Here is a 12,907-nt window from a genome sequence, read left to right as displayed (position 1 = left end):
AAGTCGGTGAAGACGGGTAAACTCACGGTAGTTGCCGAACGGGGGGACGGGGACGCGTGGCGGAATCCGGTATGGGTGGCGGTCTGAGAGGCCGCAGCGGAATCATCAGTCTGGTCGACGAGTGCCTGAAGCTGCCCCCTGCCGCGGAGCGACCCGTGATCACGCTGCTCGGGCCGCGCGGCAGCGGCGCCAGCGAGGCGCACAGCGCGGTGATGGAGCAGTTCGGCCCCACCACACCGTTCGCGTATGTCAATCTCGGCGGTGAGCAGTCGCTGTTGCCGCGTTACGCGCTGGCGCTGCTGGCCCGCCAGCTGGAGCGCAAGCTCCCGGCCTACCGCCGCTCCTCCTTCCCCCGGCTCACCCTTGGACTCCTCGCCTCCGACCACGAGCTGCGGATGACCAACCTGGCACAGGGGCGGCGCATCATCCGGCGGGAGCTGGACGCACTCCAGGAGCAGGCCGAGGCGCGTTACGGCGACTATCTGGCCGCGTTCTTCGAGGTGGCCGGAGGCGCGGTGGGCGCGCCGGACGGCGCCTCCACGGCGGCGCTCGCGCTGCTGCGGGACGCGCTGCGGCGCGGGCGAAGGCGGTTGCCGGGCCGCCGCAAGTTCACCGGCAGCGCCACCTGGTACGGCGGCCATCCCCTGTTGCGCAGCCGGGATCCGTGGGAGGCGCTGGTGGAGCTCAATCTCTGGCGTCACGACGGCGATGAGGAGGACCAGGAGCGGCTGGACCGGGTGTTGTTCTCGGCTCTCCTGGAGGACGTGCGTTCCCAAGTGGACCGCTCGTTCATGCCCCGCTCCTATCTTCTGCTGCTCGACAACGCTCACACGGAGGACGGGCGTCACTTTCTCGATCTGCTGATCCGCGCGCGCCACGACGACGCCGTGGTGGCGGGGGCCGTGTGCGATCCGCTCACCGTCGTCGCCAGCTCGAACCGGTGGCTGCCGCGCTGGGGTCCGGCCACGGGTGACCAGTGGCCGTGGCGGCTGCGCGGCCCGGACCGGGCCTCGCTGGCCGACTGGAGGGAGCACCGGCCGGGCCGGGACAGCGATGACACCTGGTGGTATCCGCTGCGGCTGCGCGACCTCAATCTTGACGAGGTGCGCATCCGGATCGAGCTGGAGCTGCGCCACCATCCCGACCTCGCGCCGTTCACCCGGCTCGCGCCTTTCATTCACCGGCTGACCTCGGGGCTCCCCAGGGCGGTCCATCAGGTGCTGGAGCTGTTACGGCAGTCGGCAGTGCCCGCCGAGGAGGGCCCGGAGCAGGACCGGTGGCTGCGCACGCTCCCCGACCGTGCGCTGCGGAACGGCGAGGAAACCCGGTCGCTCGCGGACGCGGCCCTCGACCATCTGCTGCACGGCTTCGACGGGGCGCAGCGGGCCACGCTCGCCGAGTGCGCCGCGGCGCGCGATCTGGCTGCCGGCACCCGGCTGCTGAGCACCGGCGACTGGCTGTTCGGCGAGATCCGCAGCCGCTGGCTGCTGCTCAGCCCGGGCACCGTGACCCCGATGTTCCACCCGTGGCTGCGGCGGCTGTTGCTGTGGCAGCTCGCCGCACGCCCGGACGACTGGAACACGGTGCACGAGCTGCTGGCCGAGCACTTCCGGGCCGAGGGGCGCACGGTCCAGGAGATGTATCACCGGCTGGCGGCGGAGCGAATGGACGAGGTGACCGGGTATCTGGTCGCGCGGTTCCCGGTGGTGCCGGCGGCGCAGTGGATCAGCGAGTTCAATCTGATCACGGCGGCGCCCAATCGGCTGGGGCCGGTCGGCGGGCCGCTCGACCTGCTCGCCGCGCTCGCTCCGGACGAGCCTGAGGACGTTGTCACCACCGCCTCGGTGATCCGGGAGCTGATCACGGCGCGCTGGGTGTGGCGCGATCCGCTCGCCGACCCCGGGATGCGGTTGAACAACATGATCGCCGACGGCTTCAACCAGCTGTCACGACTGCGGAGGAACGACATCGTGGCGCTGTTCAACGAGGCGGAGCGGTACCGCAACTGGCGCCATCCGCTGACGTTCACAAGCGAGGGGTGAGCCGGGTGCCAAGGCTCGAATGGCCGCTGCACATCGTGCGGCGTGTGGTGATCGGGGCGGTCGTCCTCGCCGTGCTGGCGGTCGGGATCCCGCTCACCGTGCACTGGTTCGGTGATATGCGGGCGCGTTGCGGCGACGGGGTCGTGAAGGAGGGCGGGGGCGAGTGTGTGGGCGTCACCGACGGCTCGTACCTGTTCGCGGAGCATCTGCGGGCCGTGGAGGCCAAGATCAAGGCGGAGAACGACCGGGTCGAGGGGAACGCGGACAAGGAACCGTATGTCAGCGTCGCCTACATGACCTCCTTCACGCTGACCGACGACGACAGCAACTCCGAGGAGTCGGTCCGCCATGAGCTGGAGGGCGCCTATCTCGCGCAGTACCGGCACAACCGCGGCGACCTCTCCGCCGCCCCCAAGATCAAGCTGCTGATCGCCAACATGGGGAGCAACGCCGCGCACTGGGAGCACACTGTCGGCAAGCTGATCGACGTCAAGGACTCGGACGACAAGCTGGTCGCGGTCGCCGGGCTCGGCCCCAGCACCGAGCGCACCCTGTCCGCGCTGAACCGGCTCTCCGACCATGGCCTCGCCCTGGTCGCCAGCACCATGACAGCCACCAACATCAAGGACATCGAGGGCTTTGTACGGGTTTCCCCGACCAATGTGGACGAGGCGTACGCGGCCTCCAACTACCTCAAGCGGCAGAAGGTCCGTACGGCGGTCGTCGTGCAGGACGACGCGAAGAGCAACTACTACGCCAAGACCCTCGGTGACGCCTTCACCGAGGTCTTCCAGGACAACAAGGGCCACCGACTGGTGGCGGACCGGATGACCTTTGACTCCTCGGTGCCCAGCGCCTGGGAGAACGAGCTGCACTATATGCCCGGCCAACTGTGCGACCAGAAGCCGGAGGTCGTGTATTTCGCGGGGCGAGGCAAGCATCTCACCCGGTTTCTGGACGCGATCGCCAACCGCCCGTGCCAGGAGCGGAAGTTCACCGTCATGGCCGGTGACGACACCTCGAACCTGACGCCGAAGCAGCTCGAGCACGCCGCCGAGAGCGGGGTGCGGATGCTCTATACGGGCCTCGCGCACCCCGACATGTGGCGGAAGGATCCGCTCCATGTCTCCGGTCCCTCCGCCCGCCACTTCCAGCCGGGTGGCCTGCTGGCCCAGTGGTTCCCCAACGATCCCCGCTATGACGGCCAGGCCGTCATGGGCCATGACGCGGTTCTCACCGCCGCCCATGGCATTCAGATGGCGGCGGGCTGGCGGGGCGAGGTGACCGGGGACGCGGTGGGGCGGATGTTCCATCAGATGGACGGTCGCAAGCAGGTGGCCGGGGCGAGCGGGTTCATCTCGTTCCAGAACCAAGGCAATCCACGCAACAAGGCGGTCCCGATCCTGCATCTCAATCGCAAGGGGCAGTCGGAGCTGATGGAGGTGTCGGCACCACGCGGCGAGCCGCCCAGGAAGCAGTGAGCCAGGCCGGCCTCAGTTGACAACAGCGTTGCGACCACGGCGGATGTCAGTCGTCCGCCTCGTCTGCAGTGAAGGAAGATCTGCTCCTCAGGCGGCACATCCGAGGTCGCCGGTGCGAAGGTGTACGAGGACTCGTCCACGATCTCGAAGCCGGCCGCCTCGACGACCTGGTGCAGGTCGTCGCGCGGATAGCCGGAGATCCGGCTGGTGCGGCGGAGGAGGCGGAGGAAGGGGATCGCGAAGTCGTCCCCGTCCGCCTCCACCATCGACAGGGCGAACCGACCGCCGGGGAGCGGCATCCGCCTTCCGGCCCGGTCACGGCGGGCGGTCGGCAGCCCGGTGCCGCAGCCCGGATCCAGCACCCGGGATCCGGCCGGGAGCGCCGGTCAGCCACTCGTCGGCGGCGAGCTGTCCGTCCTTGTTCGGGAAGGCCTCGTCGTAGCGGTCGCCTATGGCATCGAATGCCTCGGCCTGGCCCGTGTGGTCGAGCCGTATGTTGTCGTATCCGGTCACCCTAGGCGGCGCCTCCCTTCGGCTTGTCGTCGTCCACGATCTCCGCGTCGACGACCTCCTCGTCACCCGGGCGGGCCTGGTCTCCGCCGTCGCTGGAGGCGCCCGATCCGGGGGTCGGCCCCGCGCCGTCGCCCTGCGGCCGGGCCTGCGCGTAGAGGGCCGTGCCGATCTTCTGACCGGCCGCCGCGGTGCGCTCGATGGCCTCGCGGATCGCGGTGGTGTCCTCGCCCTTGAGGCGCTCCTTGAGGTCCGCGACCGCCGACTCGGCCTCCTGCCGGGCGTCTGGCGGCACCTTGTCCGCCTGGTCGCGCAGCAGCTTCTCGGTCTGGTAGACGAGCTGCTCGGCCTGGTTGCGGGTCTCGGCGGCCTCGCGGCGCTTGTGGTCCTCCTCCGCGTACTGCTCGGCCTCGCGCATCATGCGGTCGATGTCGTCCTTCGGCAGCGCGGAGCCACCGGTGACGGTCATCCGCTGCTCCTTGCCGGTGCCGAGATCCTTGGCCGAGACATGCATGATGCCGTTGGCGTCGATGTCGAAGGCGACCTCGATCTGCGGCACGCCGCGCGGGGCCGGCGGCAGACCGGTCAGCTCGAACATCCCGAGCTTCTTGTTGTACGCGGCGATCTCACGCTCGCCCTGGAAGACCTGGATCTGCACGGACGGCTGGTTGTCCTCGGCCGTGGTGAAGATCTCCGAGCGCTTGGTCGGAATGGTCGTGTTGCGCTCGATCAGCTTGGTCATGATGCCGCCCTTGGTCTCGATGCCGAGGGACAGCGGGGTGACGTCCAGCAGCAGGACGTCCTTGACCTCACCCTTGAGGACACCGGCCTGGAGGGACGCGCCGATGGCGACGACCTCGTCCGGGTTGACGCCCTTGTTGGCCTCCTTGCCGCCGGTCAGCTCCTTGACCAGTCCGGTCACCGCGGGCATCCGGGTCGAGCCGCCGACCAGGATCACATGGTCGATATCGGAGGTCTTGACCCCGGCGTCCTCGACGGCCTGGTGGAAGGGGGCCTTGGTGCGCTCCAGCAGATCCTCGGTGAGCTGCTCGAACTGCGAGCGGCTGAGCTTCTCGTCCAGGTGCAGCGGGCCCTCGGGCGACGCGGTGATGTAGGGGAGATTGATCGTGGTCTCGGTTGCCGCGGACAGCTCGATCTTGGCCTTCTCGGCGGCCTCGCGCAGCCGCTGGACGGCCATCTTGTCCTTGGACAGGTCGATGCCGTAACCGTTCTTGAACCGCGTGACCAGATGGTCGACGATCCGCTGGTCCCAGTCGTCGCCGCCGAGGTGGGTGTCGCCGTTGGTGGCCTTGACCTCGACGACCCCCTCGCCGATCTCCAGCAGCGAGACGTCGAAGGTGCCACCGCCGAGGTCGAAGACCAGGATGGTCTGGTCGTTCTCCTTGTCCAGGCCGTAGGCGAGGGCGGCGGCCGTCGGCTCGTTGATGATCCGCAGCACCTTCAGCCCGGCGATCTCGCCCGCCTCCTTGGTGGCGGTGCGCTGGGTGTCGTTGAAGTAGGCGGGGACGGTGACCACGGCGTCCGTGACGTCCTCACCGAGATACGTCTCGGCGTCGCGCTTGAGCTTCTGCAGCACCCGCGCGGAGATCTCCTGAGCGGTGTAGCGCTTGCCGTCCACCTCGCCGGTGGCCGGGAACCGCCATCCCTCGTCCCCCATGTGGCGCTTGACCGACCGCGCGGTGCGCTCCACATTGGTCACGGCCTGGCGCTTGGCTACCTCGCCCACCAGCACCTCGCCGTTCTTGGCGAAGGCCACCACCGAGGGGGTGGTCCGGGCGCCCTCGGTGTTGGTGATGACGGTCGGCTCACCGCCCTCCAGAACGGAGACCACCGAGTTCGTCGTTCCCAGGTCAATACCGACTGCGCGCGTCATTTCAGCACTCCTCCCGGTCTGCCTCCTAGTATCCCAAAAGGTATTTTTGAGACGGAATGCCATTGCCCGCCGGGAGGGCGGCCCGGTCAATCCCGCAGATGGTCGATCTCGCGCATCCTGTTCGTGGCGTCGAGAGCGGCGACCTTGTAGCACTCGGCGAAGGTCGGATAGTTGAACACCGCGTCCACCAGATAGTCGACCGTCCCGCCGCACCCCATCACGGCCTGGCCGATATGGACCAGCTCGGTCGCGCTGGTGCCGAAGCAGTGCACCCCGAGCAGCCGCCGGTCATCCGGTGAGACCAGCAGCTTCAGCATGCCGTGCGAGTCGCCGACGATCTGGCCCCGGGCCAGCTCGCGGTAGCGCGCCACCCCCACCTCGAACGGCACCCGCTCCTCCGTCAGCTGGTCCTCGGTCCGGCCGATGAAGCTGATCTCCGGAATGGAGTAGATCCCGATCGGCTGCAGATCGTGGATCGGGTTCACCGGCTCGTCGCAGGCGTGGTAGGCCGCGTTCCGCCCCTGCTCCATGGAGGTCGCGGCCAGTGCCGGGAATCCGATGACATCGCCGACCGCGTAGATGTGCGGAACCGAGGTGCGGTAGTGCTCGTCGACCGTTATCCGACCCCGCCGGTCGGCCGTCAGCCCGGCCCTGCCGAGGTCGAGCCCATCGGTGAGCCCCTGCCGTCCCGCGGAGTACATCACGGCGTCGGCGGGGATCTTCTTCCCGCTCTCCAGCACGGTCAGGGCACCCCGCGGATGGCGCTCGACCGCCGCGACCGTCTCGCCGAAGCGGAAGGTGACGGCCAGATCCCGCAGCCGGTACTTCAGCGCCTCCACGATCTCGACATCGCAGAAGTCCAGCATTCCCTCGCGCTGCTCGACCACGGTGACCTTGCTGCCCAGGGCTGCGAACATCGAGGCGTACTCGATGCCGATCACCCCGGCGCCCACGATGACCATGGAGCGCGGCACCCGCTCCATATTGAGGACCGAGTCGGAGTCCATGATCGTCCGCTCGTCGAACTCCACGCTCGCCGGGCGGGCCGGGCGGGTTCCGGTGGCGATGACGATGTGGCGCGCGGTCAGCAGCTGTTCTTGGCCCGTCGCGTCCGTCACGGCCACGGTGTGCTCGTCGACGAACCGTCCGGTCCCGGCGTGGAGCGCGACCCGGTTGCGGGAGAGCTGGCCGCGGACGACATCCACCTCGCGGCCCACCACATGCTGGGTGCGGGAGGTCAGATCCGCGACGGTGATCTCTTCCTTGAGCCGGTAGCTCTGGCCGTACAGATCGCGCTGGGTCAGTCCGGTGAGATAGAGGACCGCCTCGCGCAGGGTCTTGGACGGCACGGTCCCGGTGTGCAGGGAGACCCCGCCGACCCTGTCCGGCCGGTCGACGACAGCCACCCGGCGCCCGAGCTTGGCCGCGGCGATGGCCGCTTTCTGGCCACCCGGACCGGACCCGATTACGATCATGTCAAAGTCGGTCACGGGATGAGTCTGACACCCGATGCCACCGGCCTGGAAGGGCAAGCCGCCGGTCAATCCGCGCACGTTCACCGGGACTTGGGGCGCGGCGCATGGTTTCCGGTGTGCCGGCCCCCTACGGAGCGTGCGGCCACAGGCGGCCGTGATCGTCCCTGGCCAGGGAGGTCAGGGAGGCCAGCAGGACGAGGGCGACCAGCCCGGCCGGCAGGGCGGGCGCGGCCCGTGCGGCGTGGGCGACGAGGAGCCCGCCGGCGGCGGCGCCCGCGACGAGGGCGGCCAGCAGCGCGGTGTTGATCCAGCGGACCTTGCCGCTGAGGACCAGATCGACCAGCAGACCGGTCAGGACGCCGGTGAGATAGGTGGTGGACATCCCGGGCGGCCCGATGGCGCGCACCAGTCCGCTCTGGCCGCCCATGGCGAGCGCGGCCACCGCGAGCACCACCAGCTGACGGCCCCCCGTGGGATGGCCTCCGGCGGCCGTCCACACCGCCCACAGTCCGCCCAGCGCGAGCAGTTCCACACCGAGGGCGCCGCGGGCCCGCCAGGCCGGCCCACTCCCCCGCACGATGCGGCCGCTCACCAGCGCGCCCGTGATGTAGCCCGCGATGGCCACCGCGGCGTCGCGGGCCCGATCCGGGTCATGGGAGCCCGCGGAGAGGCCGAGCAGGGAGAGGTTCGCGGTCATGACGCTGGTGAAGACGCCGCCCAGCGCGAGAAAGCTGATCGCGTCCATCGCACCGGTCGCCACGGTCAGCGCGACGGCGGCCATCAGCCCGCCGGCGCCCCGGGCCCGCCCGACGGGCGCGGTATCGGTCTCTTCGGCCATCGGCACCCCTCCGGTCGGCCCGGGTGCCCTTGGGTGGGCGGCGGGAAACAGCGGCCGGGCCCGGCCCTATACCGCGGTGGCCTGGCGGTTCCGGAACTTGGCGGCCTTGGCGCTGTTGCCGCAGCGCCGCATGGAACACCACCGGCGGCGGCGCGCGGCGGTGCGGTCGAGGTAGAGCATGGAGCACAGCGGGGATTCACATACGCGCAAGCCCGGGCGCCGCTCCGGATCGCCGATCAGCGCGATGAGATCGCGCACGACGACGGACTGAAGCTCCCGGCCGGTCAGGGCGGGGCCGGGATCGACTCCGACACCGTCGTCCGTGATGCGCAGCTCCGGCCGCGGCGGGGCGAGGCGCGCCCGGTCGTTGAGCAGCGCGACGGCCTCCGGCGGCGGGGTCCCGCCGTGGACGACCGCCGCCACGATCGCGCATGCCGCCTCACGCACCTCGTGCAGTTCGGCCAGGAGCTCGTCGGTGACCTCCCTGGGATGTGGCCGCAGCCCCACGCCGTCACACCACTCCCGCAGCCGCTCCCGGGTGCCCAGCCGCTCGATCGGGGCGCTGTTCCGCCGCCCGAGGGTGGCGATCAGATTGAGGGCGAGGCTGCCGGCGTCGAAGCGCAGCGCCCGCAGCCGAGCGGTGACGCGCGGTCGTGGAGAGGGCTGCGTCGAGGGGATCACGAGGATAGAGTAACCGCTGATACGGTTACTAAGACATGAGGGGGCATCATGCGGATCGCGGTCGTCGGGGCAGGGGGCGTCGGGGGCTACTTCGGCGCGCGGCTCGCCGCCGCGGGTGACGACGTCACCTTCGTCGCACGGGGCAGACATCTGGCGGCGATACGGCAGCAGGGCCTCACGGTGCGCAGCCCGCTGGGAGAGCTGCGGGTCTCTCCGGACGCGGTGGTTCCGGCCATCGCCGACATAAAGGCCCCGGACCTCGTCATCGTGGCGGTGAAACTGTGGGACACCGAGGACGTCGCCCGGCAGCTGCGGTCCCTCGCCGAGGGCGGGGCGACCGTCGTCTCGTTCCAGAACGGTGTCCAGAAGGACACGGTGCTGCGTCGCCATCTGCCGCCGGAGTCGGTGCTCGGCGGGGTCTGCTACATCTCCGCCTTCATCGAGGAGCCGGGGGTCGTCGTCCACAACGGCACACTGCAGCGGCTGGTGTTCGGAGAGTACGACCGCACCGAGTCCGAGCGTGTCCGCACGTTCCTCGACCGGTGCCGGGACGCCGGCATCGACGCCGGGATCAGCGCGGACATCGAGCGGACCATCTGGGAGAAGTTCGTCTTCCTGGTGGGGCTTTCCGGCACGACCGCGGCCGTGCGGCAGCCCATCGGAGTGGTGCGCGGCGACCCCGGGTCGCGGTCGCTCTTGCATGAGGTGATGCGGGAGGTGGTCGCCGTGGGGCGGGCCAAGGGGGTGGGCCTGGACCCCGCTTTCGCCGACGACCGGCTCGCCTTCTGCGACACTCTGCCCGCGGAAATGACCTCCTCGATGCACAACGACCTCGACCGGGGCAACCGTCTGGAACTCGGCTGGCTCAGCGGAGCGGTGGCCGAGCTCGGCGCCGAGCTGGGCGTCGACACCCCGCGGAACCGGGCGATCGCCGACGTCCTCTCCCCCTACGCGCTGGGCGAGCCGGTCAGCCGAGCAGCGGAAGCCGCCCGATGAGCCTGCCGACCTTGTTGCGCGCGCCGACGAGGCTGACCGCCAGACAGTCGAGGTCCTCGGACGTGGTGCCCGCCAGGCGCGCGAGGTACTCGTCGTAGACGCGCGAGGTCTGGGCCTGCGCGGGCATGTCGACCATGAACAGGCCGTCCTTCCCGGCGGCCTTGGCGCGCAGCTCGCGCAGGGCCCGCGGGCCGGCTGCCAGGATCGAGCAGCCGGCCCAGGGCAGCCCCGGGTGGACGGCGCCGGATCCGTCCGCGCCGTCCGGCCCCACGAGGTCCGGCATGGTCCGGCATGGTCCGGCATGGTCCGGCATGGTCCGGCCGCCGAGCGTCCCGCGCCGTCCCGGCGTAGGCGGTAGCACCTCCGTCACTGGCCTGACCTGGGCGAACACCGTGCGGGAGCCCGGATGCCGCGGGTGTCGTACGTTGGCAGGAGACCGACGCGTCAAGTCTCTTCAGGGGACGAAGACCATGACTGGTGTCCGCAGACGTACGGTGCTCGCCGCGGCCGGTGGCACGGCCGTCGCGGGCAAGGCCGCCGGCCGCGCCCGCGCCCAGGGTCCGCCCGGCTCCCCGGGCGGCGCGGGGAAGGCACCGCCACCACCGCCACCGGCCGGCCCGTACGAGGCCAGGATCCAAGCGCTGCTGGCGCGGATGACGGTCGAGGAGAAGCTGGGCCAGCTGCAGCAGCTGGCCTGGACCGGCGACACCGGACCCGGCGGCGGCCAGACCGCCGCGGCGGAGAAGGCGACCCGCGCGGGCAGACTCGGTTCCGTCCTCAACATCTACGGGGCCAAGACCACCAACACGCTGCAGCGGCTGGCCGTGGAGAAGTCCCGTCTGGGCATCCCGCTGATCTTCGGGCTCGATGTCATCCATGGTCTGTGGACCACCTTCCCGATACCGCTGGCGCAGGCGGCCTCCTTCGACCCGGCCGTGGTCGAGCGGGACGCCGAGGTCTCGGCCAAGGAGGCGCGCTCCAACGGGGTGCACTGGGCCTTCTCCCCGATGATGGACGTCACCCATGAGCCGCGCTGGGGGCGGATCGCCGAGGGCAACGGCGAGGATCCGTATCTGACCGGGGCGCTCGCGGCGGCCAAGACCCGCGGCTACCAGGGCGACGACCTGAGGGCAAAGGACCGGGTGGCGGCGTGCGCCAAGCATCTCGTCGCCTACGGCGGAGCCGAGGGCGGGCGCGACTACAACACGGTGGACGTCTCCGAGGCCCGGCTCCGCAACCTCTATCTCGGGCCGTTCAAGGCGGCCGTGCACGCCGGGGTGGCCACCACCATGGCGAGCTTCAACACCGTCAGCGGGGTCCCCTCCCATGCCAACGGGCATGTGCTGACCTCCGTCCTGAAGGACGAGTGGTCCTACGACGGCTTCGTCGTCAGCGACTACAACGGCGTTCAGGAGATGACGGACCACGGCTATGCCGCCGACCGCGCCGACGCGGGCCGGCTGGCGTTCAACGCCGGGGTCGACATGGAGATGGCCAGCACCACCATCGCCGGGTACGGCAAGCGGCTGCTGCGCGAGGGACGGATCACCACCGCCCGGCTGGACGACGCGGTGGCCCGCATCCTGCGGCTGAAGTTCCGGCTCGGGCTCTTCGCCCACCCCTACGCGGACGAGGACGCGGCGATCACCGGGCCCACGAAGGCGACCCGGGCCGCGGCGCGCGAGACCGCCGCGCAGACGATGGTGCTGCTCAAGAACGAGAAGTCGACGCTCCCCCTCGACACCTCCGCCGCCATCGCCGTGATCGGCCCCTTCGGCGACTCCACGGACCTTCGCGGCGCCTGGGCCGGACCCTGGGCGACGAAGTTCCGCCCGGTCACGATCCTCGACGGGGTCAAGCACGCGGCACCCAAGGCCCATGTCACCCACGCCCAGGGGGTGGACGCCACCGGCGAGCACACCGGCGGTATCAGAAAGGCGGTCTCGGTGGCCAGGGCGGCCGATGTGGCGATCGTCGTGGTGGGCGAGGGATCCACGCTCAGCGGGGAGGCGTCCGTGCGCAGCGACATCAGCCTGCCCGGACAACAGGAGAAGCTGATCGCCGCGATCGCGGACAGCGGCACGCCCTTCGTCGTCGTCCTGCTCAACGGGCGCCCGCTGACGATGGGCGGCTGGCTGCACTCGGCACCCGCCGTTCTCGAGGCATGGCATCCGGGCATCGAGGGCGGCAGCGCCATCGCGGAGGTGCTCTTCGGCACCGTGAACCCCGGTGGCAAGCTCCCCGTGACCTTCCCGCGCTCGGTCGGGCAGATCCCGATCTACTACAACCACGAGAACACCGGGCGCCCTTACGACCCGGCCAACCACTACACGTCGAAGTACCTCGACCTCACCAACGGCCCGCGGTTCCCCTTCGGCTACGGACTCAGCTACACCACCTTCGACATCGGTCCACCGAAGCTGAGCGTGAGCCGGATCCGGGCCGACGCGCTGCGCAAGGGCGACACTGTCGAGGTGGCGGTCTCGGTGCGCAACACGGGCCGGCGCGCGGGCGATGAGGTGGTGCAGCTGTATCTGCGCGATCCGGTGGCGAGCCTCGTGCAACCGGTCCGCAGGCTCTGCGGCTTCCGCCGGGTCGGCCTCGGTGCCGGGAAGAGCGTCACGGTCCGCTTCCGGCTGGGCGTCCAGGACCTGGGCTTCTGGACCCAGGACCCGCACGGCGAACTCCGCGTCGAGAAGGGCGAGATCCAGCTCTTCGCGGGGAACAGCTCCCTGGCGAAGGCCGAGCGCACCCTGACGATCACCTAGCGGGCCGGGCCGGTTCGGTTTGTTTACCCCCCGGGGCCCGGGGCAGGCGGTATTTCGTGCTTCGGACCAGAGGCACGCACCGCAGGAGCAGTCTGACTGTTCCCAGGGCGGGCGCGGCCTCTGGTCCGGTCCTGCTCACGTTTACGCTCCCGCGATGCGATCCACGGTCCCAGGCGACCCGTCAACCCATCGCAGGAGGTGTGTTCCGTGACGACCGAGGCG

General features: G+C 70.3%; 9 protein-coding genes and 1 pseudogene. 4 read left to right on the top strand and 6 right to left on the bottom strand.

Translation table 11 applies throughout. The features are described 5' to 3' along the window. The first annotated feature begins 155 nt into the window (after nucleotides 1–155). Complete coding sequence (locus ABZU99_RS05880) at nucleotides 156–2,042, top strand: hypothetical protein (protein ID WP_356045343.1); 1,887 nt, start codon at nucleotides 156–158, stop codon at nucleotides 2,040–2,042. A gap of 5 nt (nucleotides 2,043–2,047) precedes the next feature. Beyond that, nucleotides 2,048–3,523: an ABC transporter substrate-binding protein gene (locus ABZU99_RS05875; RefSeq protein WP_356045346.1), complete on the top strand. Its 1,476-nt coding sequence runs from the start codon at nucleotides 2,048–2,050 to the stop codon at nucleotides 3,521–3,523. Nucleotides 3,524–3,582: 59 nt separating this feature from the next. Here the strand turns inward: ABZU99_RS05875 and ABZU99_RS05870 are convergent. From ABZU99_RS05870 to ABZU99_RS05850, 5 genes and pseudogenes are all read right to left on the bottom strand, one after another. Then, nucleotides 3,583–4,036, bottom strand: a pseudogene (locus ABZU99_RS05870) (SAM-dependent methyltransferase); the annotation flags it as partial. 1 nt (nucleotide 4,037) lies between these two features. Continuing rightward, nucleotides 4,038–5,927 carry a molecular chaperone DnaK gene (gene dnaK / locus ABZU99_RS05865; RefSeq protein ID WP_355947539.1) on the bottom strand — a complete coding sequence of 630 codons (1,890 nt, stop codon included), beginning with the start codon at nucleotides 5,925–5,927 and terminating at the stop codon, nucleotides 4,038–4,040. A gap of 86 nt (nucleotides 5,928–6,013) precedes the next feature. After that, nucleotides 6,014–7,417: a Si-specific NAD(P)(+) transhydrogenase gene (sthA, locus tag ABZU99_RS05860; protein WP_355947536.1), complete on the bottom strand. Its 1,404-nt coding sequence runs from the start codon at nucleotides 7,415–7,417 to the stop codon at nucleotides 6,014–6,016. Nucleotides 7,418–7,529: 112 nt separating this feature from the next. Beyond that, nucleotides 7,530–8,240, bottom strand: a complete 711-nt coding sequence (locus ABZU99_RS05855) for a YoaK family protein (RefSeq protein WP_356045349.1) — start codon at nucleotides 8,238–8,240, stop codon at nucleotides 7,530–7,532. A gap of 66 nt (nucleotides 8,241–8,306) precedes the next feature. After that, entirely contained in the window at nucleotides 8,307–8,921 is a 615-nt protein-coding gene (locus ABZU99_RS05850; RefSeq protein ID WP_356045352.1) for a CGNR zinc finger domain-containing protein, read from the bottom strand. Between the two features lie 48 nt (nucleotides 8,922–8,969). Here ABZU99_RS05850 and ABZU99_RS05845 point away from each other — a divergent pair, with 48 nt between their 5' ends. Next, nucleotides 8,970–9,917: a ketopantoate reductase family protein gene (locus ABZU99_RS05845; RefSeq protein WP_356045355.1), complete on the top strand. Its 948-nt coding sequence runs from the start codon at nucleotides 8,970–8,972 to the stop codon at nucleotides 9,915–9,917. Here ABZU99_RS05845 and ABZU99_RS05840 read toward each other — a convergent pair. After that, nucleotides 9,889–10,200, bottom strand: a complete 312-nt coding sequence (locus ABZU99_RS05840) for a DUF2000 domain-containing protein (protein WP_356045357.1) — start codon at nucleotides 10,198–10,200, stop codon at nucleotides 9,889–9,891. The genes ABZU99_RS05845 and ABZU99_RS05840 overlap by 29 nt on opposite strands. Nucleotides 10,201–10,387: 187 nt before the next feature. Between ABZU99_RS05840 and ABZU99_RS05835 the strand changes: the two genes are divergently transcribed. Next, nucleotides 10,388–12,685, top strand: coding sequence for a glycoside hydrolase family 3 N-terminal domain-containing protein (locus tag ABZU99_RS05835; RefSeq protein ID WP_356045359.1), 2,298 nt, complete (start codon nucleotides 10,388–10,390; stop codon nucleotides 12,683–12,685). Nucleotides 12,686–12,907: the final 222 nt, after the last annotated feature.

This window comes from Streptomyces sp. NPDC005266 (genome assembly GCF_040607655.1).
Classification (GTDB): domain Bacteria; phylum Actinomycetota; class Actinomycetes; order Streptomycetales; family Streptomycetaceae; genus Streptomyces.
The sequence above is the reverse complement of the archived record's forward strand: the minus strand, read 5'-3'. Positions and strand labels throughout refer to the sequence as shown.